The organism is uncultured Acetatifactor sp., assembly GCF_948601915.1.
Classification (GTDB): domain Bacteria; phylum Bacillota; class Clostridia; order Lachnospirales; family Lachnospiraceae; genus Acetatifactor.
Map to the genome: position 1 here is coordinate 8,467 of NZ_CAPDXS010000046.1, position 24,547 is coordinate 33,013.

Consider the following 24,547-nt stretch of genomic DNA (forward strand, 5'->3'; position numbering starts at 1 on the left):
GGGAGATTCGGCGGGCATTGCATACCTGAATGACGAACCGGTCTATGTGCCCAGGGAATTAAAGCCCTACGATACAATCAGCCTTGGGAAGAGCCGCTTCCTGTTCATTTCTTTATGTGGGAAGAACTTCTCCTGGGCGGATGCGAAATGAGGGGCGGAGAATGGACCCTGGCACTGAACTGCATAATTTTTGGGGTACTGGTCTTATGTAGGTGCTGCCTGTGGATGAAAGACAGGATTGGGCGGGAAGCCGGAAATAGCCAGCTACAGAAGGGGATATGCCAGTGCACGGGAAACCGGGAAGTACAGGCTGACAGGGTTCAGGCATGGACGAATCCCGCAGGGACGATGGCAGTCCTGGCAGATGGGATAGGACGCGCGAATACAGGTGCAATCTGTGCGCAGATTGCGGTGGATACGATATTGGATCGTTTTGAGTCTTACCATGAGCTGAATGACCCGCTCTATTTTTTCAGGACAGCATTTTATGAAGCGAACCGGCGTATCCAGAAGACGCTTGGGGAGCGCAGGGGTGGTGCATGCGTAGGCGCAGTGTTCATGAACCGTTCCTGTTTGTATTATGCGATAGCGGGGGATGTCAGGCTTGCGCTTCTGCGTGGGGAGGAACTGATTCCCCTGGGGAAAGGGCAGACAATGGATGTCCTGGCAGCCCAGGCATATGAGGACGGAAAGATTTCGCGCCAAGATGCGGTATGGAGCATGGAGGAGAAGCGCGTCTGGAATTACATGGGCAGGGAAGGGTTCCGCGACATCGAGACCTGTACGGTTCCGGTACGCCTGAAGCCCGGCGACATGGTGCTCGTGGCAAGCAAGGGCGTATTTGAGGAGCTTTCCTGGGGAGAGATGGAGGACATCCTTATCAGCGGACGGCCTGTCCAGGAGCTGGCTGAGCGCTTGGTACAGGAGGCGGAGAAGAAGGATGCCCCGGAGAAGGAAAACGGGAGCGTCATTCTCCTACAGGGGACGGAGGCTTAAATGAGGAGAATCAATTCTGAATTCCAGACGCTCCATATATCCGAAGAGGGGCATGAACTGTCCAACCGGGACTATTTCGGATATGTGGAGATGGATGATTTTGCCTGCTATGTGTTGGCGGACAGCCTGGACGAGGAGCCATCCGTGAACAGTGCCAGAATCGTGGTGGAGAGCGTCATCCGTGATTTTACGGAGGCGCCCACGATTAGGAAGCGAAGGCTAGGAAGATTTGTCCGGAGAGCGCACAGAGAGCTCTTAAAATACAGGGGTGGGATGCACCTGAAGGCAGCAGCTGTGGTGGTGGTGACAGACTACCGGAAATTCCGCTACTGCCATGTGGGAAACAGCCGGCTGTACTGGATCAGGAATACGAGAATCCTGGAGCGGACCCAGGATCAGTCCCTGACCCAGAACATGATAGAGCAGGGGAAGGTCCCCCTTGACGAAGCTGCAGCCCATGAAGAGCGCAACAACCTGTACTCCTTTCTGGGAGAGCGTGGAGCACCCAAGATAATGTTCTCCCGCAAGAGGAGGCTGGAGAACGGCGACCTTTTTGCGATTCTAACAAGAGGCATGTGGGAACAGTGCGGGGAACCGGACTTCCTCCAGATTGTGAACGAGGCAAAGGAGCCGAAGGATATTCTGGAGAAAGCCGAGGACTTCGTATTAAGGAGGCAGGAAGAGGGGCGGATTGACAATTATTCCCTGGCAGTGACATTTGTAAACAAGACATACCAGTCACCCAAAAAGCCGTGGCCTGTGAAGAAGATACTGATAGCAGCCATCCCAGTGATGCTGGTTGTGGCGGCGGTAGGAGTGGCGCTTGGGATACGCCGCTATAACATCAGGAAAAGCACGGAAGCTATGCTTCAGCATATGGAGAGCGGAGAGGCATACATCAGCAGCGACAATTACCGTAAGGCGGCAGAAGAGTACGGAGAGGCAAAGACGCTGGCGGACAGCCTTGGATGCTCTGCAGAATCTATGGAATCGAATCGGTACGGAAGGCTAGCGGAGCAGGTGATGCTGGCAGATGAGGCGCTTACTGGCGGAGACTACAAAAGAGCACAGGAGCTGTTTCAGACGGCAAGAGCGATGGCCGTGGACAATGGAAATACAGGGCTCGGATATGTGGAAAAGCAGTTGGACAGAGCCGAGGAATACATGCATGTTTTCGACTTGATTGCCCAAGGAGAACGGAAGGAAGAGTATGGCAATCTGGAAGGCGCTATAAAAATGTACAGGGAGGCAAGGGAAAAGGCAGCGGCCTTATACTTTGCCGAGGGGAAGGCGGAGGCCATGGAACTGCAGATGGCAGCGGAGGAGAAGTTGGAGAAAGAGGAGATGGCGGACAGGGAACGCCTCCAGGAGCAGATTAGCGAGGCTGTGGCCGACATGGCAGTGGAAAACGAAAAAAAGTCGAACGATATGCAGAGCGCCATAGACTTGGAGAACCAGGGCAATGAGCTCCTCAAAGAGGGAAGCTATGAGGGTGCGATTACGTTCTACCAGGCTGCCCAGGCTATGTATGGGAAGCTGGGGATGGATGAACTGGACGAGGGAATCAACCAGAAGATCAATGCCGCAAGGGCCGGAATAGCAGCCAGGGAGGCAGCAGCTGCGGAAGCGGCTGTGGAAGAATGAAAAGGCAGGAGAAGAGCATGAGCCGGTATACATACACCCTGACGCCCCAACGGGCAGAAGAGGACAACCGTACTTACAAACAGAGCGAACTGGAGGGGATGACGACCTTCCGCCTCCGTGAAATCTGCAGAAAAGAACGTCTGGTGGTTCAGCCGGCCCAGTATGCTGAACATGAGAAGCTGGTGCGGCTAATCATGCGGTTCAGGGGACAGCGTGAGTACAGGCATATCAGGACAGTCTGCGAAGGTGGGACAGAGCGTCTCCAGGAATTCCTGAATGACTGCGGAATCAACTTTTTGGCGGAGCCCAAAGTGGAGATACCTGGTACAATCACGCTTTTCCGGGGCACAGAGGTGAACAGCCTGGACGGCTATCGGATAAAAGCGGAAACCGAGCTTTATGAGGGGAACCTTCTTCTGGTAGACGAATGTCTGCAGGTTTATACCTGCTTCTATATGGAGAGGGATAATGGAGAGATATACCTCCATAAAGGAGGGGATGTCCCGGTGCTGCCACTGGAGAAGCACCAGTATTTCATCCTGTATTTTCCGAATGAGGAATCATCTGAATTCCTGTACGATTGCTATTATGGAAACCGCATATCCGCACCGGCGTATATCGAGTGTGTCCGGATTCCCCTGCTTGATGTACGCGAAGAGGAGATAAGGGATGTGGACCTGCCTCTGGTCATTGATTTCGGAAGCTCCAATACCACTATGGGCATCTGCCTACCGGATGGGAGCATGAAGATTGCATCGGCGGGGGGCAACACGATTATACCCAGCATTATCCGGATTAAGGAGAAGCAGGGTGGAGGTGCGGAATTCTTATACGGATATGATGCGCTGATGTCAGGTGGCGGAGACTGTCAGGAAGAGGAGGCCGCGATTTTTTATGATATCAAGCGGTGGATAAGCGATGCAGAGCGGATAGAGAACGTAATTTTGCGGGACGGGTACAAATACAGCTTTTCCAGAAAGGAAATGCTGAAAGGATATCTGGACTATCTTGTGAAGATGGCCCGACAGCAGTTCAAGTGCAGCTTTACCAGCATCCAGCTTCTGGCGCCCATCCGTCAGAAGGAGAAATTCCGGAGGCTTTTCAAGGAACTGCTTGAAGGATATGAAGTGAGGTGCGACCTGGATGAGGGGATGGCGGTACTTTTCCACAGCATTCACGGCCTCCTGCAGAAGAAGGCTTATGAAGAACGCAGGAGCTACCATGCACTGGTGATTGACTGCGGCGGAGGGACCACGGATTTGACTTCCGGACGGTTCTACATAGAAAACAACCGGGTTTCATATATCATTGGACTGGAGACCCGGTATGAGAATGGGGATACCAATTTTGGGGGCAACAACCTGACATACAGAATCCTGCAGTTGATAAAGATTAAGGCAGCTGAGGAATCGGGGGTATTGAAGGCGGAACCTTTGAGTGGATTCGACAGCGGAGCTTTTTATGAACGATTGAATGGGCGTTATGAGCAGGCAGAGGGATGGTTGCCTACACGCTTCAAGGATTATGAAGAAAAGAGCAGGGAGCACTATTTCTTTGTGAAGAACAATTATTATTATCTGTTCGAACTGGCGGAACAGGTGAAAAAACGTTTTTTCCGGGCGCAGTTCTGCTATAAAATCAGGTTATCAACGGAAAAAGACAATGATATCTTTCTGGATAAGTGGAGACTGGCTATATGTACCGCTGGACGGTTTGAATATCTGCCAGGCCCTCTTGGATTCGACCTGCATTTGGATGAGATTGAGGAAATCCTGCGCCCTGACATTTATGGGCTGATGGAACGCTTCCTGGATCAGAAGTTCGAAGAGGGCGAACTGGCTGAATATGAGATGATAAAGCTGACAGGGCAGTCGTGCAAATCCCGGCTGTTTTTAGAGGCTCTGAAGCAATATGTTCCCGGGAAGCGGATTCAGAATACGAGACATGACGGGGAAGGGACGGAGTATAAAATGTGCTGCCTGGAGGGTGCGCTGGCGTATTTCCAGAACTGTCGGCTGGGATATATGAAAGTGAACGAAAACTATCAGGTGGGCAGCCTCCCTTACGAGATTATGGCATATACTCATGAGAACAGGGAAAAGCTTCTGGTGAGGAGAATGGATCCTGAGGATCATATAGGATACATCTCACGGTTCCATATCGGGAACCAACTGGATTTGTATCTGCAGGACGGACAGGGAAATCCGCTTAGAACCTATCATTTTGCATATGATGCATCGAAGTTCGGGCAGACCACCCAGAAAGAGATTGACCTTCTCTATGAAGGGACAGTGATTCAGGAGGAGACGGATACAATTCTGGAAGGTGAGACGAAATTCTTTGTGTGGATATCCAGAGAGCGTTGGGGGTTCGTGGTGCTTCCGATTCTGCGGGATCAGGAAATCCTGTACAGGGGGGAAGAGACCTTCTTCGACTTTGAAGATGACACATGGGAGCTGAATTTTTTTGATGGGAGAAAATAGGACGGCGATGGAAAATTCGGGCGGGACAGAAATAATCAGGGAGATGATTCAGAAAGAGATACAGTCTATCGGATGCCTTGAAGAGCGGGTGGCATTCAAAGGGCTGATGGAAGGGGTGTTCCTGTCCTTGTATGAAACGAACTGCAGGATGTATGAAGGACTGGAGAAGCGCATCGAGGAGGAACTGGCCTATGACCAGGAACGCTACCGTATACAGACGGGAATCATCGAGAAGAAATACCTGGATGTATCGCACCATCTTTTCTGCCCCATGGACGAGGAGGATCTGAAGGAGAGACGATATGGAGTGCCGGACATACGGAAGGCACTGGAGGAGACAGGGATATTTTCCTTGATGAAAGTGATGTTGTGCTGCGATTTCCTGGAGATTAAGAAGCTGTGGGAAATACAGCCGGTTTTTGAGGGGAGGATTTCCACGCAGCAGGGCAGCGAGTGGAAGATTGAGGTCCGTCTACAGGAGAACAGGCACTACCTGGACAGGATTGAGGGCTTGTACGAACTCTTTGTCAAAAATGGAATCCCCTGGAAGACGGTAAACGCGCCATATCTTTACAAGATGGCGGATATGGTGTTGACAGGCCTGCCGGAAGGGATTTCTGAAAACGAAAGGATTGAACAGGTGTCGATACGGTTCGGGGAATACAGCAGCATCATCCGCGAACACCTAGTGCCAGTATGGAATATCAGGAAACTGGAACTAGAGAGCACCGGCTTTCCAGTTCCATGTGGAGACCATAAGAGCTATGAGCATACAGTTTCCCTGCGCTCCTTTGGTGGGGAGAACGCGTACCTGGCAGGCGGAGACAGGATGATTCGGAGCGTCAGTCAGAGCGGCGAGCGGCTGCGCATCGTCAGCGAGACAGGAGAAGCGAGGAAATGGGACGTCTTCATGCTGCGGTCATCCAGAGAGCATAAGATTGACCGCTACACTTACCCGTTGATGCAGAACGGAAGGGCGGAGAGCTTTGCGGAAAGATACCAGGGTAGATGGGCTCCGAATATCCGTACAAAGACGGAGCTTTCCCATTTCCTTAAGGGTTTCGGGATGGAAGGCTATGTGAGGTACCAGGGCTGCAGCGTGGAGGAAGCGTTCCCGGACGGAAAAGAGACCTATCCCCTGAATTCCTTTATCGAAGACGAGATACGGAATCCGGAAGCTCAGAAAAAGCTTGTCCTCTTCTTCAGGAAGGGAGAAAAGGAGGGGTGGCTTCAGCGTGACGTCATGAGTTTCCTGACCGCGGAAGTGCAACGGGTCTATCCAGAATATGACTGCGGAGGGGTGCTGCTATGAGATACCTTTGGGAAGCGATGCTCGCGGCACAGGACAGGCTGCGGGAAGCGGACATACGGTTTGTACATATGCCTGGCAGCGCCTACATGGAGCTGTCTCTGCCGTACCTGAACCAGGATCTGCCTGATAATGCGGAGGGCAGCACAGGGGAGACTGTCATCGGGGTGAATGCATATTACCGTTTCTATTCCATTTTCAAGGACATGTTTCTGCCGGATCGGAAAGAATTCCCGGCACTAAGGGACAGCCTGGCCAATCTGATTCTCCATATGCTTGCCCAAAACGACATGCTCTCAGGGATGACGAAGGACGATTTCTACAGAAAGATGCTGGCAGGGGAAGTGGTACAAGGTGGGTTCGGAGAGACGGCAAGGGACGTGTTCCTGGATATGGACAGGGAAGAACAGGAAGTGCTGCTTGGCGGATGGCTCAGGAGCTTCAGGGTGGGAAGCGCCCTGCCGATTTTCCTGGACATGGTACATGGCCTTGTGGATGACAGCATTGTATACTGCAACAATGATGACAGGGAGGAGATACTGGTCTATACGCCGCTTAAGAAGGAGAGGAAGCTGGAACGTAGAATGGCATTTTTGGTGGACACGTTCCTTGACATAAAGTATCATGTAGAGATTTTCTATGAACATCATTTCGGAATCATAGGGATAGAGGAGACAATGCGGATTGGGGAGACGGCTATCTGCTAGGAGGTAAAGAAATGTTCCAGAACATCTGCCCGCTCTTTGAAGAGAAACGGGTGCTGAAGAAAGAAATGCTGGAAAATCTCAGGGATTATCCAAGAGACCTATTTGATATACAGTACCGTGAATATAGCGATGGGATTCTGGCCGGATGCCGGCTTGAAGCTGATGGGGCAGGGATAGTGGTACAGCCGGGAATCCTGCGCCATAAAGGGATTCTATATGTCCTGAAGGATGCCTATAGAATACCTTGCAAAGCAGACGGCAAGCTTATTTACCTTAAGGTTCGCTTTATGGATAAAGCAATCGGCAGTGGGCAGGAAGAGTATTTGTCGCAGGTTTATGCAGACGACGCGGTGCCGGACTCTGACAGTGAGATGGAGCTAGGCCGCTTCAAGCTGCAGCCGGGAGCGCGGCTTAGGACCGAATACACGGATTATTATGACTTTGCCACGGAATTCGACACGGTGGGGCGCATCCATGTGCCATATGCGGCACCGGGAGGCAGCAGCATTTGGCCATTCATCCTTCAGCGCTATGCTGCAGCCCTGGCAGAAACAGCCACGCAGAATCCATGGGACTGCGCTTTCTGTCTGAACAGCCTGCAGATGGAAGAGGCAATGCCTTACAGGGAAATCCGAGCCTATCTGAACGCGAGGCTAGGCCAGTCAGAAGAATATACGAACGAACAGATTTATACCGCATTGAGAAGCATTTTACAGGAGGCGGAAGGAAAGAAGGAGCGCCCGGGAAAAAGAACGGACAGACCCCAGGGGATGCTCATGTTGTAGTAGCTGGAAAAGGAGACGGCAAGGCATGGATAAAGCAGGCATGGAGATGGATCTTGCTATCGCGTTATTTGTGAAGGAGCAGCAGGAGAGGGCGGAGGAGGAGAAAAGAGCCCGTATCTGGGAAAAAATCGACCCTAAGGCAAGAATCAAATATACGGTGGAAGAGCTGGCGGAAGGAATCAGGAAAGGGGAGCTGTTCCTGTACACCTTGAAGATGGAATTTACTCCCAGAGAGGTGCTGGCGGGGCGCTTTATCATGCCCTATATCAAGGATTTCTTCGATATGGAGGTAGACAAATCGGAGGCGGTTATCCTCTTGAGCAATAAGAGGAAGGTCTCCGCCAGCATTTCGGATGTGCCCTGTAGAGAGGTGGCTCAGCCGCTGGATGAGTGGGTCTCCCAGACAAAAGAGATGATGGAAGAGAAACATCTGCGCATCAAACCTGTCAGGAAAAAGAGCCTTGGGAAGATGGAGTATTTCTGCTTCACCCTTCCGACAGCGGAGGGACGCCTGTACAATGTGGCGTTTCGGCTGCAAAAAGGAGACAGGCTCTATACAGGCGCATTAAACTGTCCGGTGGAGGAGCAGGAGGGCATGGGGCTCCTACTTGAGGCGATAGTGCATATCATATGGGAGATGAACGGCCAGGAAGGAGGACCGGAGGATGGCGGCAATTGATTATGAGAGTCTTTGCCTGATGCTTGGCGATACGAGGCTGCGCATCATCAGCCTTGCGGTAAGCGAAGGGGTCGGTAGGCATGGATACCTGACCGCAGAGGCAGAAACGGGAGTGGAGGAGAAGGACTACCTGCTATATGAAGAAAAAGGGAATGTGGCACTGTACGCTGTCATGGACGGTTCTCCCAGGCTGCTGTTCAGCGGAAGCCTGACGAGGATGGAAGTGCATACGGCAGGCGGCCGATGCGAGGTCCAGCTTAAGGCGGCGACCTGGAGCAGCAAAATGGATGCCGATGTGAGGAACCGTTCCTTTCAGGATACGGCAATGACATCGCGGCAGCTAATCAGCAAGGTGATGGAACCATATCCTCAGAAGCAGCTCCTGTTCTCCATACCGGATGTGGAACTGGGGCGGATAGCCGTACAGTATCAGGAGACGGACTGGGCGTTCCTGAACAGGCTCCTCTCAGGGTTCGGTTCGGCCCTTTGTGTGGACAGCGCCGCACAAGGCATCTGCCTGCGGGCCGGGCTGATGGACACGGAGGAGGACGCGGACTGGGATGCCCTGCCATATACAGTGTCCCGGGACACTGCACCTGCGGACGTGGAAATGAAGCTGAAGGGCCAACTGTGCTACAGGGTGGAGGCGTATGATGTTTTTCCGCCAGGGGAGAAAGTACGGTTCCATGAAAAAGATCTGTATATCGGTAGGGCAGAAAGGGCTGTTATAGGAGGGCTGTTCGTCAGCACCTATTTCTTATATTTCGGTGAAGGGCTTGCCGTCTCCAGATATTATAATCCGTATTTGACAGGAGTGTCCATCAATGGCTATGTGCAGTCGGTCAAACGCGACCGTCTGCGGGCAAGGCTGGAGACCGATGCGCTGACTGGTGGGAAGAAGCAGTATTTCTTTCCGTTTTCAACGGTGGCGGCATCTCCAGATGGAAGCGGATGGTACTGCATGCCGAAGGAGGGGGACATGGTGAGGGTCTTCTTTCCGACATGGGATGAAGGTGATGGATACGCCATTGCCAGCATCAAGGGGGAATCTGCACCGACAAAGGACAGCCCGGTCTGGGACACTGATTTAAAGGACATAACCGCTCCGGATGGCAAGACAGTCCGCTTTATCAAAGACGGGATACAGGTCTCCACAGCAGGAGGGAAGGCGGCGGTAAGGCTGACCAATGACGGTAAGGCTGAAATCAAGGCAGACGAGGAGAAGGACATACAAATATGGGCTGAAAACGAGATACTGTTTACGGCGCAGGAGGCAATGGTAGTGGCCGCAGGAAGGAAAATCGAGATTGAGAATAATTCGGGCGGCAACATCACGATGGAGCGGAATACGATTGAGATTGAAGCATCCATCATAAAGAACAATTAGCGGAGGGACAGGATGTACAGCTTGCATGATGTGGAGGTCGTAGGACTTGACCTGGGGAAGATCCTGGAGTGTGAGATAGAGTCCCAGATAGGGGAACACAGTACGCTGAGCCTGCATGTACTTATAGACGATGAGGAGTTCCTGTATGGGATACCGGACTGCAGGGAAATAGAAGTCATCCTACAGGGCGGAAGTACAGCGGAATCCCTTTTTTCAGGCATAGTGACTGCCGTCAGCATGAATGAGGATGGGCAGGTAAAGACAGCCTGGATTGAAGGAAAGAGCCGGAGTTGGCTCCTGGATCGTGAAAAGCATTCCCGATCATTTCAGGATGGGAGCATGGGATATCGTGCGCTTGTGAAGGAAGTGCTGAAGGGATATAAAGGGCAATATGATGAGGGTTCTTTGCGCTATGTCCCGACAGACCGGGAGATTGGGGTGCCGCTAGTCCAGTATGAGGAGACAGACTGGGCTTTCCTGAAAAGGGTGCTGTCGCGGGAAGGAATCACAATCACTCCCGACAGCCGGGGGGAAGGAAAAGGAATATTTGCAGGAGCCCCTTGCGTTGAAAGCGGCAAAGTCCCATTCCGTATCGTGGAGGCAGAGAAGGACATGGGAAGCTACTATGCCTTAAAAGCGTGCGGTAGGAGCGTCCATGCGGCGGAATTTACAAAGTACAAGATTGCCTCAGAACATCTTTTGGGGATTTTTTCAGAGGTTGAGATAGAGGGGCATCCTTATTCCGTATATTCGTACCGGTATTCCTTTGTGGGACATGAGATGGAAGGCCTGTATAGCCTACAGAGCCCTGAAGGTCTTACGGTAGTTCCTTCCTACCCTATGCAGCTGATTGGTGCGGCCATGGCGGGGAAGATTACGGCCGTGTCTGGAACAAAGGTGCGCGCTGCACTGAAAATCGATGGGGGACATACGGAGCGCGCAGTCCACTGGTTCCCTTACTCCACACTATCCGCCTCGCCTGATGGGAGCGGTTGGTACTGTATGCCGGAAATAGGGGACAGCGTGATGATATACTTTCCGTCCAAGCATGAGGAAGAAGCAGTCGCCCTGAGCGCGGTGAGCAACTATATGGCTCCGAAGGGCGGCAGGGACCGCATGGCAGATCCGAACAGCCGTTACCTCAGGAACAGGTTCGGACAGGAGCTGATGCTGTGCCCGGAATATGCGAGACTGTCCTGTGGTGGGGAGACATCGCAGGTGACGGTTCTCGATAGCGGGAGGATTGACATAGTCGCCCGGGACAAAGTGACGGTGGAAGCCCAGGAGACGATATACCTCCATGCGGAAGAGGATGTGTCCTTCAGGATGGCAAATAAGTTTGAGGCGGACAGCACAGACGGCGGACAGCTGATATGCTATGAAGACAAGGTCTATATGAATGGAACGAAGGTAAGGCAGGACTAGCCAGGAGGGGACGGATGGACAGGGCAGCGGCATTGCAGGAATATCGGGATGCGGTACAGGAAAGACGGGCAGAATTCAGGAAGGACATGGCGGCGTATTTGGCAGGGCAAGGGGATGAGCTTGAGGATGTCGTCAGGACAGCCATGAAGCTGGTGGGAGAGCAGATGGCAGAGACAGGAAAGGAATATGTGTGCACTTTATGCATTTCCCTATTGAAGACGGATCTGATAAGCGGCAGATACCGTTTCATGTGCCATGGCCTTGACATGCGCTGGTATCTGGACGATGAGCCCGTTGAAGTGTACGTGGAGGACAGAGAGCTCTTAGCGCCTCTCCGGCAACTGTGGGGCGTACTGGAACAGGAGAGGCAGGGATATGGAGGTGCGGTGAATGTCTATGATGCCCGGAACCTGCTCTTTGAAGAGCTTCCATACATAGATGCCACTATCTGCAGCATACTCCGGTGGCGGCTGCGGGACTGGGAGGAAAAGGGGATATTTGATTCTGTGCCCCGCTCGCCTTACTGGATGCTGAAATGGGGGGAATACCGCGACAGGACTGAGATACTGGTTCAGACAGACAGGGTGGAAAAGGATGCAACAGCCTGGAAGACAGAGGTGGCGAATGCGGCACATGAACCAGAGGCACTGATATTCAGCTACTGGTATCGGGGAACCTGCGGGGGAAAAGATTGCAAAGGACTGGACATGAGGTTCTCCACATTTGAAGAGGCCTTATTGGACGGCGTTGCGTTCCTGGAATGCAACCTGGAGGGGAGCAGGTTCAGGAAAAGCACGCTGTCACGATGCTGTTTTGACGGCAGCAACCTCCGTGGGGCAGACTTCAGGGGATGCAGTTTTGAGGGGACATCCTTTGCAGGGGCCAATCTGGAAGCGGCAGTATTTCCTGCGGAAAGCGTCCCTTTCTTGGGAATCGGTGCGGAACAACTACAGGTAATCCTTTTGGACAGGGGGGATAAGGCATGAGATATTTCTTCATCACACAGGATACTGAGCTGCCCTGTGCCATACGCTACCGGGATATCGACATCACAGGTGGGAGGTACCTGTTCTCAAGGGAGGACAGCGGGCGTCTGAATGAAAATGTGGTGCTGTATCTTGCAGGGGATGGCCGGGAAGCGGCATGGGATTTTCTGCAGCGCCCGGTGACGATGTTCTCCAAAAGGCTGAAGGACATCCTTGACGCATATGAACCGGGGCTGTTCTTTCATGACGTGGTGCTGATCCATAAGGAGAACGCCATACAGCTCAGATATGTTCATACACTGATGGAGCAGATAGACGCAGTGGGCAGCGGGACTGAGTATTATCCCAACGGCACAGTGAAGCGCCTAATCCTGGACAGGGGAAAGGTCGGGGGTCATAACCTGTTCCTGCTGGCAGGCAGACAGAGGAAGGATCCGGTGGCCAGCCTTGCGCTAGTGGAGAGCCTTCTGCGCCGTGGGGCAGTGGGGATTAAGTTCGAGGAAGTGGAGGTGGGATGAATGGCGGACACGGATTTGTTGAAGCTGGAGGAGGCGCAGAACAGCGCCCTGGAAGAATTCTATTCAGCCATGGAGGCATTGGAGGAGGCGCAGAAGGAAAGGGAAGAAATCGAAAATGCTACCCCGAAGTCGCTGATTGCCATCTTGTTAGAAAGCAAAGAGCACTGGGACAAGGTGGACGCGGCAAAAGAGAGGGAAGAGAAGGCGATGGAGGCCTATGTGGCTGCAGCTCAGAAAGCGCAGGATGCCATAGATGATGTGGAGGAGAAAAAGGAGGAGCTGCGGGAGCAGCGCGAGGAGGACATCTCCTACGTGGTGAACTGCGCCAAAATCGAATGCCCATTCGGCCTGCGGGACAGCTATCTGACTATGAATGAGACCCATGGAGTCTATACACGGCAGATCCCGCAGACGACGATATGCGATACCGTCCTGGATGAGAACATCATAAACTTCGGAGGCTGCAGGAGCAGAGAGAACCCGAGCCTGCTTGCAGCGGCGGAAGCGGCAGTAGAGGCCGCAAAGAAGCAGATTGAAGATGAGGGCGGATGGTTTGACAAATTCACGGATTTTGTTGTAGGGCTGTTCGTCAAAGACCAGGAGATTGATGTGACGGACAGCTTGCTGGAGCAGTGCATAGGTGAATGCAAGGCATGCTTTGACACGAATGCCAGATGGGAGTCGGGGCATGAGAAGGTGTATGTGAACGGGGAGCAGGTGCTCCTCCGCAGATGCAGCCTGACATGCAACTATGGCGGGCAGGTCACTATATTGCTGTCCGGACAGCCGGAATAGGAGGGAAATCATATGGAGCTTGTCTATCAGGGCCTTAGAATCCGGCTCCCCCTGGATGGGGCAGTCAGGGTAGAATCGTTCGTCATGGTTGCCGCCCTGAACGAACATGCATGGGTGGAACTGGAAATCCTCATGGCGGAGGAGGACGTTGTCCCTGCTGTCTGCGGCATATCGGACGGCGATGGCATAGAGGTATACGGAAACAGGGAAGAGCTGCTGTTCGCGGGAAAGGTTATGGATGCCAGGATGCTGCTGAAGCGGGGGCTCAGATTCCTGTACATAAAGGCTGCCTCCTATACCGTGGATTGGAACTTTGCACCTGTGAGCCAGAGTTTCCTGAACCTTGATGCGACCTATAGGCAGGTGATGGAGAAGGTTCTGGCGAATCAGCCCGGGGCGGAGATTAAGGACTGCGTGACCGGGGGAGCAAAGATACAGGATTTCCTCCTCCAATATGAAGAAAGCGATTGGGAATTCCTTGTCCGCCTTGCGAGCCATTTCGGGACATTCCTGGTGCCGGATTGCCGTGCAGGTCATGGGAGGGCGTACTTCGGGATTCCTGACCTTGGAGAGGAGCACGTCCTGAACGGTGCAGAATACCGTGAAATCAAGGATCTGGACAGGCATGGCCGCACAGGGGGTGCAGCGGGAATGCCGTTCCAGGAGGGCATGGAGTGGGAGGCCGTTTCGGGTGAAGACATCCCGCTGGCTGCAGGGATTCGTTTCTGTGGCATCAGCACAGTGGTCACCAGGATACGGTATGAGGCTGTGGACGGCGGACTGGTGCGCTCCTATGGGCTGCGCCGCAGAAAGGGGCTGCTGTGTAGGCGGCTGGTGAACCTCCACATCTGCGGCATGAGCATCCCGGCGACGGTGAAGGAGCGTTCCGGCAGCTGCGTCCGCGTCCATTTCCACATCGATCCTGTGCATGACACCTCCCCGAATGCAAGATACTTCGCCTATGCATTAGAGAGCAGCCTGCTCCACTGCATGCCGGAGGTGGGCAGCTGTGTCCATATCTATTTTCCCAGTGCGGAAGAGAAGGATGCCATGGCAGTGCATGCCGTCCGTATGGGAGGGGCTGCCTCCTCTGGGTACGCCCAGAACCCGGATACCAAGTCCTTCACCAATAAGAATGGTGCGGAATCTTTCCTGGGGAAGACGGAGGCGGGCATCTCCGCAGACGGGAAGAAGCAGACGAGCGTCATCCTGGATATCGCCGGCAATGTATCCGTGAAGGGTACGAACATAGTGATAGGCGGAGGGAAGTATGTCTCTGTAGGGTATCCCGTGGGGCCGGGGGGATCCTATACAAAGGACATCGTCATGGAAGCCGGGAGCCTGCTGTTCTTGATTGGCAAGGAAGGGCCGGGCATTCTGCTGACGGAAGAGGCCAGGGCATTTGCCGAATTCCTGCGGTTTGAGGCATCCGACAGGTCATTGGCTGACCCCTGTGCGGACTACATCCTGAACCAACTCACGGAGGGGGACATACAGGCAAGGGCAGAGATTAACGGCGGTGCCGCTGCGCAGCTGGTGCAGAAATATGAGGAGGGGCGCGCGCTGATTGTAGAGGGGCTGGGCCGGGGCTTGTTTACGGTAGTTACGGTGGCCGTTGCGGTGGTAGGGATAGTGTCCACGGGTGGCCTTGCCTCGCCAGCAATCATAGGTGCGGCGACAACGGTACTGATAGGCACGACAGAGATGGCCTTTGCGGCTTCAGATACAGCGGAGGGCATCGACTGCGTGGCCGGATCCCGGACAGGGAGCTTGGACATGGGGTTCAACCCCCTTCGAGACGGACTCGGATGGAGCGCTGAGAGCTACTATTTCTGGAATCAGGCATCACAGATAGCCTTTGGCGTGGTGTCCTCCTGGACCATAGGGAAGGAATTCAACATATTGGGAAAGATGTATGACCCCATCGCGTTCCCCTGTGAGAGCCAGAAGCTCAAGAATCTCAAGACAGCCATCCAGATAGGCGGCAACGTATTCAACGGCATGGTGAACAACCTGGCGACCAAGGGGAAGATAGACCCCTTCGGCCTGATGGCGGACATGGCAATCGGCATGCTGCAGGGCCAATTGGGCACCAGTGTGAGGGATGAGATTCTCGGGATTTTTGGCCTTGGAGACAGCAGGCTGGCCACCGCAATCGCAGGCACCGTTGTGGACACCGTTATAGACTGGGGCATGAGCGACCTGCTTGGGCAGGACTTCGATCTGTTGGGGAGCCTGGGCAGGAACAGCGCTGCGAATATCTTTGCCGCTTTCGTGCCAGATCCGGTGGACGCCGTGACGGGAGCATACATCATCAACACTACGGACTTCATCCTGGCCAGCCTGCCTACGGCCATGAAAGTGGGGAGGCGTTACTGCTCCATTTCAGGGAAGGACTCCGTCTTTGGCAGGGGCTGGAGCTTCCCATATGCCAGCCGGATTTACCGGGATACGGGGGACATGGTACAGCCAAGGATTCATCTGGAAGCTGTCACAGGGCATTCCCTGTGCTTTGAGAAGCAGGGGGACAGATGGATAAGCCAGTGCAGGGGGACGGGCAGGTTCTCCATGGAGGTGAGGGACGGTGAAGGCTTTCCGGAAAAAGAGACATTCCTGCTCACAGATGTAGTGGAGCATACGCTGAGTGCCTACGACAGGCAGGGAAGGCTCTCCTATGTGGAATATCCCAATGGAATCCGTACCGTGCTTGCTTATGGCGAAGAAGGGCTGGAGCAGATTGTCACGCCAGTGGGGAATGTGTTGGAAGTGGTCTGTGAGGAGGGGCACATCCTGCAGATTACGGACGAGATTGGGCGTAGGACGCAGTACAAGTATAAGGATGGCTGCCTGACGGATGTTGTGCATACTGACGAGGGCATCACCCATTACGAATATGATGAAGGGGGACGCATCAAATCTGTCACCGACCAGAACGGCAGCCGGTATCTGGAAAATGAATATGACGAGAAAGGGAGGATTGTCCGCCAGTGCTTCACTAGCGGTGTGTACCAGACATTTGCCTATGACGATGCCCACCGAAGGAACACGGTCTATTTCAGCGAGAGCGGGAAAAGGGAGGTCTATGAGTACAATGACCAGCTCCTGGTGGAGCGCACTGTCTATGATGACAGTACGGCCACGACATGCATCTATTCCGATGACAACATGAAGACATCGGAGACCAGCAGGCAGGGACACAGGAAGGAATGGGAATATGATGGCTTTGGACGGGTTGTGCTGGAAAAATTCCCGGACGGCTATCAGGTATGCCATGAGTATGACGGGAACCATGACATGGTCCGGACATGGGACACGGATGGGTGCGAGTCTCTGCTCACATATGACAGTGCCCACAATTTGATACTCCTTCGAGAAAAGATATCCGAAGGGAGATGGAGGGAGACTTCGAAAGCATATGATTCTATGGGAAGATGCATCCGGGAGAAGGATGCCCTGGGGAATGAAACGGTAAAGGAATATGGATTGAATACAGTCTATCCAGTCCGTATAGTTACTCCCAAAGGGGAGGAGACGGACTATGGGTATGATATTGTAGGGCGCCGGATGTCCATCAGCAATGCATATGGGACAGTGGAGCTGGCGTATAATTCCAGGAATTTTGTCACCAGGCGCACAGACGGAGAAGGATATACCAGCCATAGGTTTTATGACCGCATGGGCAAACTGACAGCGTATTATCCTCCAGTGCAGTGGGAGAGAAAAGAAGGGGCGCATGAATACCGCTATGATTTTATGGAGCGGCTAGTGGACACAATCACCCCATTGCAGGAACACAGGAGAGTGTTCCGGAATTTTGATGGGAAGATTATAAATAAAGTCCATCCTGTAAGCTATGCCCTTCATGGAGAAGGGGGCGAGGGAACCCGTTATGAATACGATTCTAATGGGAACTGTATCCGGACAATCCATCCAGACGGAGGTGTGGAGCGACGTTTCTATGATGCTGATGGCAACATGGTGAAGCAGGTGCTGCCGGAGTCTTATGACGCTGTAGCAGACGACGGAGCGGGATACCGGTATGTCTATGACTCCTGCGGACGACTGGTAATGGTGCAGGATTCTGAGGAAAACACCCTACATATCTATGAATATAATGGCCATAGCCAGGTCGTCAGGGAAGTGGACGGAGAGGGGAAAGAGACGCTGTATGCTTATAATGGCATAGGGCTGAAGACCCGGGAGCAGACCAGCATCAGGAAGGATGGCGACACGGCCTATTACCGTGTGATTTGCTATGCCTATGACAGCCAGGGGAACAAAGTGGAGGAGGCATACGGGCAGCAGGAGGTGATAGAAGGAGGGGAGCCGGAAAGCTGGCACAGGATTGTCTTCTCCTATGACCAGAACAACCGCCTGGTAGTGGTGGAGGACGGATACGGGGCGCAGGTGCGCTATGATTATGACTGCCTTGGGAACGTGGTGCTAGAGGAGAAGGTGGTCGAGGAAGGGATTCGGAGCACCGTCCGCTATGCCTACAACAGGAACGGCTGGCGCATCCAAAAGACGGAAGAAATCCAGGGCAACGGCGAAGTGAAGTCCGCGACCACCAGGTACGGGTATGATGCCAACGGCAGCCTCGTGAAGCAGACGACCCCGAAAGGGTGCGAGATATCCTGGAGATATGACGCAGACGGGCGGCTGGTGGAGGAAAGGGCAACGGACAGGAGAAACGGCATCGACAGGCGGGTGCAGTATGCCTATGACGAAGCCGGGCGCATCCTGAAGAGGACGGTACTGGGGGCAGACGGGGAGCGCTTGGAGTCTGGCTTTGGGTATGACCTTAAGAATCGCCTGACCTGTAGGACAAATCCCGGCGGGGCCGCAGCGAGGTATCTTTACGATTGGAACGACAGGATTTTAAAAGAAATCGGGGCGTATTGTACGGAGACGGAAGGGTCAGAGGGCATGGGGACCGCCTATGCCTATGACAGCCGGGGGAACCGCACCCGCATCGTCAACGCCCTGGGGGAGACCGTGCAGGAGCTGTCCTACAACCTCAACAACCAGGTCGAGGAATGGAAAGATGCCTACGGGAACTGGACGGGCTTCATCTATGGGCTGGACGGGCAACTAGCAGAGGTACGGCGGGAAAGCGGAAGGATGGAAGGGGATGCGGCAGACCATGGCCCCGCCCCGGCGCAGCGTGTTCTGCAGCAGTATGAATACGGCGCCAACGGGCAGATAACCGGAATCATTGACGGGAACCAGGACAGGAAGGAGTACGGCAGGGACAGCTGGGGAAGAATCACCGCTGTCCGCTATGCCGATGGCACAGAGGAAAGATACTGGTATACCCCTACAGGGAAGATAGGCAGGACGGCTGACGGGAACGGCAACATCGTGCAGTACCGCTACAACAGTCTTGGGAAGGTCAGGGAGCGCATCGACCAGCTGGGCTATAAGGAGACGTTCCAGTATGATGAGGAAGGGAATCTTGCCCTGCATGTGGATCGGGACGGGAGGCGGTTGCAGCGCAGATGCAACATCTTCGGCAGACCGGTATATGAAAAGGCCGTGGACGCGGAAGGGAAGAACCCCTGCATCAGCACATGGTATTACGACAGCATAGGCAGGGTAGTCCGTGCGATGAGCAACGGGCATTCCTATGAGTATGTGTATGATGCATGTGGCAATCTGAAGGAGAAGCGCTCCTCCGGACGCTGCCTGGTCTCCTATGCCTACGACAGGGTCGGGCAGATAAAGGAAATCAGAGACCCGGCGGGGGTATGTACCTGTTATGAGTACGACATTATAGGGCGGAGGAGCCGCATCCATAATGGAACTGGACTGGATGTGCAGTATGGCTATGATGCATTGAATCGTATCAGGAATATACGTTATGGCAACGGCGTTGAGACGAGCTATGCGTATGACGGGGATGGAAACGTCAGCCATCTGGAGACAAAGGTAGGCGGAGACATACTGTTCTCTTTTATGTACCAGTATGATGGTAATGGAAACCGGACAACGAAGATAGGTAGACAGATGAGGGCTGCTGCTCCTGGCTGCATGACGGAAGGGAGCAGCGCGCTGGACATATCCTATCAGTATGATGCGCGAGGGCAACTCCTGGAGGAGCGGCGGAACGGCGCGTCTGTCTGTTATGCCTATGACAGGGCGGGGAACCGAATCTGGAAAGGGGATGTGTCAGGGGAGACGGCTTACCATTACAATGAGAAGAATCAGATGCTCTCTGCCGAGGGAAAGGATGGAAGAAAATGTTTTACTTATGACAGACAGGGGGGTATACTAAAAGAAGAGGATTCATCGGGTGTCCGCAACTTTGCTTATGATAGTAGGCACAGGCAGACAAGGATAGAAGAGAGGCGGTTTGTAAAGAATGGAGCCGGGAAAGTGCAGGAGAACAGGTATGATGTAGAGAACCTGCGCTTTGAGCTGCTAGAGGACGGGAGGCGCACCAGTTTTGTATACCATAATGGGGTGCTTCTGCATGAAGAAAGGAGGGGAGAGGGACATACCAGCTTCTGCCTGAACACAGGGATAGATGCATTCCAGAGAGGGCAGGAGGTATACTACATTCACCAGGATGAGCAACTGGGGACGGCGCTTGTTACCGATACGGAAGGAGACTTAACCAACAGTTATTGGTATGATGCCTTTGGAAATGGACTGGAGAGCCTGGAGCAGGTTCCTAACCGGATATGCTATACAGGGCAGCAGCTTGATGGGCTGACAGGTCAGTACTACCTGAGGGCGAGGTACTACAATCCTGCATTTGGGCAGTTCATGCAGGAGGATGTGTACCAGGGGGATGGGCTGAATCTGTATGTGTATTGCGGAAATAATCCTGTGGTGTATTATGATTCTAGTGGGTATTCGGCAACGGATATAAAAAATAGTGATGATTGTCCACCTGAGGGGTATTTTGGTGGGGATGGGGACGAAGAAAATGCGAATCAGTCGAAACGCCTTGTGAATATTAATGATTGTACAGCGGAAGATCTTAGTGACCCAAATGTTATAATATATGGGACATATGGGGAGTTATCAAATAATGGAATTATAGATAGTCATCATTTATTACAAAATGCTGCAATGCGTGACGTAGAGGGATATGATAGTGGAGAGGCTCCTGCAATACAAGCATCTGGTCCTTCAACATTAATAGGCAGTGAACATTATAATTTAACTTATGCTCAATCGCATGCGGAGAAGGCAGGAACATATGGGATAGAAAAGGAAATAGGAATGAATGCAGCTACGAAAGAATTTGATTTAGATGATTCAAATAAGTCTATTTTAAGTGAGTTTATTGATAGGTATTTTAAAGGTAAACTACATCTGGACGAAAATTCGCCAACAAGGGTTCCGGGAAATCGACATCACTTAAAGTGAAGGAGGTCAGTTATGAACAATATATATGAAATATGCAATAAAATAGTCACATGCTTGCAAAATGAGGATTACGATTTTCTTAATGAACATAATGCATTATGCAGGGTTTCAGAAGAAGATATAAAGAGGGTTATATATGAATATGGAGGTCATCTTTCATTAATCCCTAATTTGGCAGATGATATGTGTATATATATGTATAATGATAAATCAGGAATGAAAATAGATTTGGATTTATGGATGGATGGGAAGAGAAGTGATTTGACATTACAAGTTGAAATAAAATTTGATGAAGATGATAGAATTAATAGTTATAGAATATTAGATCTTTTGGTGATGTAAGGAAAACAAGGAGCATCTTTTTATGACCAAGGAAGAGGTAATAATTTCATTAAGTTTTCATTCGGGGCGAAATTCGGACATTAGCGATTCTAGATGGATAAATGACTTTTTGGTTCTTTAAGAAAGTTTAATTAGACAGGTAAAAGGGATATATGTGCTAGGATTTTTACAGCCTATACAGACTACAGAAGGCCAGCCTTATATCTGGCATTAAGGTGTATGCAAATGCCCATGAGCATAATCCAAAAGGAAAAATGATTCTTTCCTCGTATCATCAACTGCTACAGGAAATAATCATTCAGGACGCGGTCATTGCCCCTCTCACAGGCAATCTGTTCACTGTAAATGTCCTTGTACAGCTGTGTGCCTTTTGGAATGCGGGGGAAGACCGTGCAGGAGCTGTCCTACAATCTGGACGGCCAGGGCACTGAACGAAAGGATGCCTACGGGAACCGGACGGGCTTCATCTATGGGTTGGACGGACAGTTGGCAGAGGTGCGGCGGGAAAACGGAAGGCTGGATGGGGCAGACCATAGCCCTAGCTCAGGGCAGCGCATCCTACAGCAGTATGAGTACAGTACCAATGGGCAGATAACCGGAATCATCGATGGGAACCAAAACAGGAAGGAATATGGCAGGGACATGCACATGCTATGAGTATGACGTCCTGGGGCGGAGGAGCCGCATCCATAATGGGGATGGGCTGGACGTGCGCTACGGCTATGACGCGCTGGACCGTATCAGGAGCATCCGCTATGGCAACGGCATGGAGACCAGGTATGAGTATGACGGGGACGGGAACATCGGCCGCATGGAGACGAAAGCAGGGGAAGAGGTACTGCTCTCCTTTGCATACCAGTACGACGGCAACGGGAACCGGACAGCGAAGACAGGGAGCCAGGTGAGGGCTGCTGCTCCTGGAAACATGACGGAAGGGAGCAGCGCACTGGACATATCCTATCGGTATGACGTGCGCGGGCAGCTTTTGGAAGAGCGGCGGAACGGCGCTTCTGTCTGCTATGCCTATGACAGGGCAGGGAACCGAGTCCGGAAGGAGGATGCATCTGGGGAGATATCCTACCATTACAATGAGAAGAACCAGCTGCGCTCTGTTGAGGGAAAAGATGGAAGAAAGCTGTTTACTTATGACAGGCAGGGGGGTATACTGAAAGAAGAGGCCCTGTCAGGCATCCGCAGCTTCTCCTATGACAGCAAGCATAGGCAGGTAAGGGTGGAGGAAAAGCTGTCTGTAGGGAACGGAACCAGGAAAGTGCAGGAGAACCGCTACGATGCAGAGAACCTGCGTTTTGAACTGCTGGAAGACGGCAGATGCACTAGCTTTGTGTACCATAACGGAGAGCTGCTGCATGAAGAGAGGAGGGAAGGAGTACAGACCAGTTTCTGCCTGGGCGTAGGGACAGATGCGTTCCAGAGGGGGCGGGAGGTATATTATATCCATCAGGACGAGCAGCTGGGGACGGCGATTGTCACTGGCAGGGATGGCGGTGTACTGAACAGCTACCGGTATGATGCCTTTGGGAACGGGCTGGAGAGCCTGGAGCAGGCTCCCAATCGGATACGTTACACGGGACAGCAGCTTGACGAGCTGACAAGCCAGTATTACTTGAGGGCGAGATACTATAATCCTATGTTTGGGCGGTTCATGCAGGAGGATGTGTACCAGGGAGATGGGCTGAACCTGTATGCGTATTGCGGAAATAATCCTGTGGTGTATTATGATTCTAGTGGGTATGCAGCATCAGATATAAAGATTAGTGGTGATTGCCCGCCTGATGGGGAATTTGGTGAGAATGAAGGGGATGAAGATAATAATTTTACCAGTTTGTCTGATTTAATGTCTTCGGAAGAGGCTGAGCGTTATAATGATTATTTTGTACAAGATGCTCCAGATACGGTGCCGCCTGGAGTGACAGAATTGAATGGAATACATATACATCATAATAATCTAACGGGGATGGACGAAATTCAACCATGGACAGCATATTATGATGAGTTTGGGAGAGTAATTGCCAGAACCGACTATAATGCAGGTAATAAAACCGCTGGCATACCAGATATTCATTATCATTTGTTTGAATGGGGCAAGGAATTTTCTGGCTGGAAAAGACCTCATGAATATGGTAGTCATTTGAAGGGAGAATATAAATGAAACAAGAACAAGTATATAAATTGTATGAAATGGTTAGAGCTACCGGGTATATCGAAACTCTTAATTTGAGCAGATCTATGGAGGAAAAAAGTGAGAAAGAGTATGCTATAACATTAGTATTAAGCACATGTCCTTATGAGAAAGACGACTTAAGAGTGGAATTAAAGTTTGATGAGGTTAAGGACTTTAAAATAGGTAATATTAATAATTTTTATAAAATATTTATAGAAGTAAGTGATGTATCAGAACGTCAATTAGAGGACATAAAATATATTGCTGAGGATGTAGAGCATAGTACAATTTTTGTTCAGTGCAATGAAATACAATATAAATATATATGATATGGTATACACAGGCAGATAAGGGTAGAGGAGAGGCTGCCTACAGGGAACGGAACTGGGAATGCTATTTTAAATGCGATTGGGACTGACGAAATAGGGAGGAGTTATCTGAAAGAATGTAATTCAGGAGATTAAGAATTGTCGCTTGGCGCGTGGTGATATACATATAACCATATTTGATTGCATAAACGGTTATATACAGAGGCATATGAACATGGTTATAATAATGGCGTACATAAGAGCAGTCATAACTGGAGGTACGCCATGGCCATGCATTTCGACAAAGAACTTATCAGCCCCAATATATCCAGGACCATACGGTTCACGCCAATCCTCTACGAATGGCTGGAGGAGATAAAAGACCGCGAAGGCATCTCTTTCAACCATGCCGTCCTACAGTGTGTCAAGAACTCCATGGAGGAAGACCGCAAGGATGGGACAGGGCCTGCTGGGAGCAAAGGCTGATGGCAGGCGGAGAAGAAATCCTTGCGGGCATCTGTGACGACAGCAGCGATGAGCTGGACAGGATAGAGGAGGCACTGCAGACGGGACTTGTGAAACTAGGGTCTCCGGCAAAAATCTGCTGTGCCAGGTTCCTGGATG

Annotated in this window: 18 protein-coding genes; all 18 read left to right on the forward strand. The window is 52.0% G+C overall.

The annotated features are described in order from the left end of the window. Positions 1-225: 225 nt before the first annotated feature. The 18 genes from Q2B33_RS09845 (at position 226) to Q2B33_RS09930 (ending at position 24,409) form a co-directional block, all read left to right on the forward strand. Entirely contained in the window at positions 226-996 is a 771-nt protein-coding gene (locus Q2B33_RS09845; RefSeq protein WP_300782855.1) for a PP2C family serine/threonine-protein phosphatase, read from the forward strand. Continuing rightward, complete coding sequence (locus Q2B33_RS09850) at positions 997-2,640, forward strand: PP2C family serine/threonine-protein phosphatase (protein WP_300782857.1); 1,644 nt, start codon at positions 997-999, stop codon at positions 2,638-2,640. After that, the gene (locus Q2B33_RS09855) at positions 2,637-5,123 is read left to right on the forward strand and encodes a hypothetical protein (protein WP_300898379.1); all 2,487 of its coding nucleotides are present in this window, start codon (positions 2,637-2,639) and stop codon (positions 5,121-5,123) included. Before Q2B33_RS09850 ends, Q2B33_RS09855 begins: the two co-directional genes overlap by 4 nt. Positions 5,124-5,166: 43 nt before the next feature. After that, positions 5,167-6,435 (forward strand): hypothetical protein, encoded by a 1,269-nt coding sequence (locus Q2B33_RS09860; protein ID WP_300815665.1) that lies wholly within the window; start codon positions 5,167-5,169, stop codon positions 6,433-6,435. Then, positions 6,432-7,139 (forward strand): hypothetical protein, encoded by a 708-nt coding sequence (locus tag Q2B33_RS09865; RefSeq protein WP_300782866.1) that lies wholly within the window; start codon positions 6,432-6,434, stop codon positions 7,137-7,139. Before Q2B33_RS09860 ends, Q2B33_RS09865 begins: the two co-directional genes overlap by 4 nt. A gap of 287 nt (positions 7,140-7,426) precedes the next feature. After that, entirely contained in the window at positions 7,427-7,924 is a 498-nt protein-coding gene (locus Q2B33_RS09870) for a hypothetical protein (RefSeq protein ID WP_300815667.1), read from the forward strand. Positions 7,925-7,949: 25 nt separating this feature from the next. Beyond that, positions 7,950-8,603, forward strand: a complete 654-nt coding sequence (locus Q2B33_RS09875) for a hypothetical protein (protein WP_300782872.1) — start codon at positions 7,950-7,952, stop codon at positions 8,601-8,603. Beyond that, positions 8,590-9,990: a contractile injection system protein, VgrG/Pvc8 family gene (locus Q2B33_RS09880; RefSeq protein ID WP_300791846.1), complete on the forward strand. Its 1,401-nt coding sequence runs from the start codon at positions 8,590-8,592 to the stop codon at positions 9,988-9,990. Before Q2B33_RS09875 ends, Q2B33_RS09880 begins: the two co-directional genes overlap by 14 nt. Before the next feature lie 12 nt (positions 9,991-10,002). Continuing rightward, the gene (locus tag Q2B33_RS09885; protein ID WP_300782877.1) at positions 10,003-11,415 is read left to right on the forward strand and encodes a contractile injection system protein, VgrG/Pvc8 family; all 1,413 of its coding nucleotides are present in this window, start codon (positions 10,003-10,005) and stop codon (positions 11,413-11,415) included. Positions 11,416-11,429: 14 nt separating this feature from the next. Further along, entirely contained in the window at positions 11,430-12,401 is a 972-nt protein-coding gene (locus tag Q2B33_RS09890; protein ID WP_300782880.1) for a pentapeptide repeat-containing protein, read from the forward strand. Beyond that, positions 12,398-12,919, forward strand: coding sequence for a DUF1629 domain-containing protein (locus Q2B33_RS09895; RefSeq protein ID WP_300782883.1), 522 nt, complete (start codon positions 12,398-12,400; stop codon positions 12,917-12,919). The genes Q2B33_RS09890 and Q2B33_RS09895 overlap by 4 nt, the downstream gene beginning before the upstream one ends. Continuing rightward, a complete protein-coding gene (locus tag Q2B33_RS09900) occupies positions 12,920-13,714 on the forward strand; it encodes a PAAR-like protein (RefSeq protein ID WP_300782885.1) in 795 nt (264 codons plus the stop codon). Between the two features lie 12 nt (positions 13,715-13,726). Then, a complete protein-coding gene (locus tag Q2B33_RS09905) occupies positions 13,727-21,091 on the forward strand; it encodes an RHS repeat-associated core domain-containing protein (protein WP_300782888.1) in 7,365 nt (2,454 codons plus the stop codon). 12 nt (positions 21,092-21,103) lie between these two features. Next, on the forward strand, positions 21,104-21,433 hold the full coding sequence (locus Q2B33_RS09910) for a hypothetical protein (RefSeq protein ID WP_300782891.1): 330 nt from the start codon (positions 21,104-21,106) through the stop codon (positions 21,431-21,433). A gap of 363 nt (positions 21,434-21,796) precedes the next feature. After that, positions 21,797-22,090 (forward strand): hypothetical protein, encoded by a 294-nt coding sequence (locus Q2B33_RS09915; RefSeq protein WP_300898378.1) that lies wholly within the window; start codon positions 21,797-21,799, stop codon positions 22,088-22,090. Next, positions 22,065-23,603: an RHS repeat domain-containing protein gene (locus tag Q2B33_RS09920; protein ID WP_300791845.1), complete on the forward strand. Its 1,539-nt coding sequence runs from the start codon at positions 22,065-22,067 to the stop codon at positions 23,601-23,603. The genes Q2B33_RS09915 and Q2B33_RS09920 overlap by 26 nt, the downstream gene beginning before the upstream one ends. Continuing rightward, positions 23,600-23,944 (forward strand): hypothetical protein, encoded by a 345-nt coding sequence (locus Q2B33_RS09925; RefSeq protein WP_300791843.1) that lies wholly within the window; start codon positions 23,600-23,602, stop codon positions 23,942-23,944. The genes Q2B33_RS09920 and Q2B33_RS09925 overlap by 4 nt, the downstream gene beginning before the upstream one ends. A 264-nt stretch (positions 23,945-24,208) precedes the next feature. Then, entirely contained in the window at positions 24,209-24,409 is a 201-nt protein-coding gene (locus tag Q2B33_RS09930; protein WP_300791841.1) for a hypothetical protein, read from the forward strand. Positions 24,410-24,547 lie beyond the last annotated feature (138 nt).

Coding starts and splice junctions, on each gene's coding strand:
- Q2B33_RS09845 (WP_300782855.1), top strand. CDS start 226: ATGAAAGACAGGATTGGGCGGGAAGCCGGAAATAGCCAGCTACAGAAG.
- Q2B33_RS09850 (WP_300782857.1), top strand. CDS start 997: ATGAGGAGAATCAATTCTGAATTCCAGACGCTCCATATATCCGAAGAG.
- Q2B33_RS09855 (WP_300898379.1), top strand. CDS start 2,637: ATGAAAAGGCAGGAGAAGAGCATGAGCCGGTATACATACACCCTGACG.
- Q2B33_RS09860 (WP_300815665.1), top strand. CDS start 5,167: ATGATTCAGAAAGAGATACAGTCTATCGGATGCCTTGAAGAGCGGGTG.
- Q2B33_RS09865 (WP_300782866.1), top strand. CDS start 6,432: ATGAGATACCTTTGGGAAGCGATGCTCGCGGCACAGGACAGGCTGCGG.
- Q2B33_RS09870 (WP_300815667.1), top strand. CDS start 7,427: ATGGATAAAGCAATCGGCAGTGGGCAGGAAGAGTATTTGTCGCAGGTT.
- Q2B33_RS09875 (WP_300782872.1), top strand. CDS start 7,950: ATGGATAAAGCAGGCATGGAGATGGATCTTGCTATCGCGTTATTTGTG.
- Q2B33_RS09880 (WP_300791846.1), top strand. CDS start 8,590: ATGGCGGCAATTGATTATGAGAGTCTTTGCCTGATGCTTGGCGATACG.
- Q2B33_RS09885 (WP_300782877.1), top strand. CDS start 10,003: ATGTACAGCTTGCATGATGTGGAGGTCGTAGGACTTGACCTGGGGAAG.
- Q2B33_RS09890 (WP_300782880.1), top strand. CDS start 11,430: ATGGACAGGGCAGCGGCATTGCAGGAATATCGGGATGCGGTACAGGAA.
- Q2B33_RS09895 (WP_300782883.1), top strand. CDS start 12,398: ATGAGATATTTCTTCATCACACAGGATACTGAGCTGCCCTGTGCCATA.
- Q2B33_RS09900 (WP_300782885.1), top strand. CDS start 12,920: ATGGCGGACACGGATTTGTTGAAGCTGGAGGAGGCGCAGAACAGCGCC.
- Q2B33_RS09905 (WP_300782888.1), top strand. CDS start 13,727: ATGGAGCTTGTCTATCAGGGCCTTAGAATCCGGCTCCCCCTGGATGGG.
- Q2B33_RS09910 (WP_300782891.1), top strand. CDS start 21,104: ATGAACAATATATATGAAATATGCAATAAAATAGTCACATGCTTGCAA.
- Q2B33_RS09920 (WP_300791845.1), top strand. CDS start 22,065: ATGGCAGGGACATGCACATGCTATGAGTATGACGTCCTGGGGCGGAGG.
- Q2B33_RS09925 (WP_300791843.1), top strand. CDS start 23,600: ATGAAACAAGAACAAGTATATAAATTGTATGAAATGGTTAGAGCTACC.
- Q2B33_RS09930 (WP_300791841.1), top strand. CDS start 24,209: ATGGCCATGCATTTCGACAAAGAACTTATCAGCCCCAATATATCCAGG.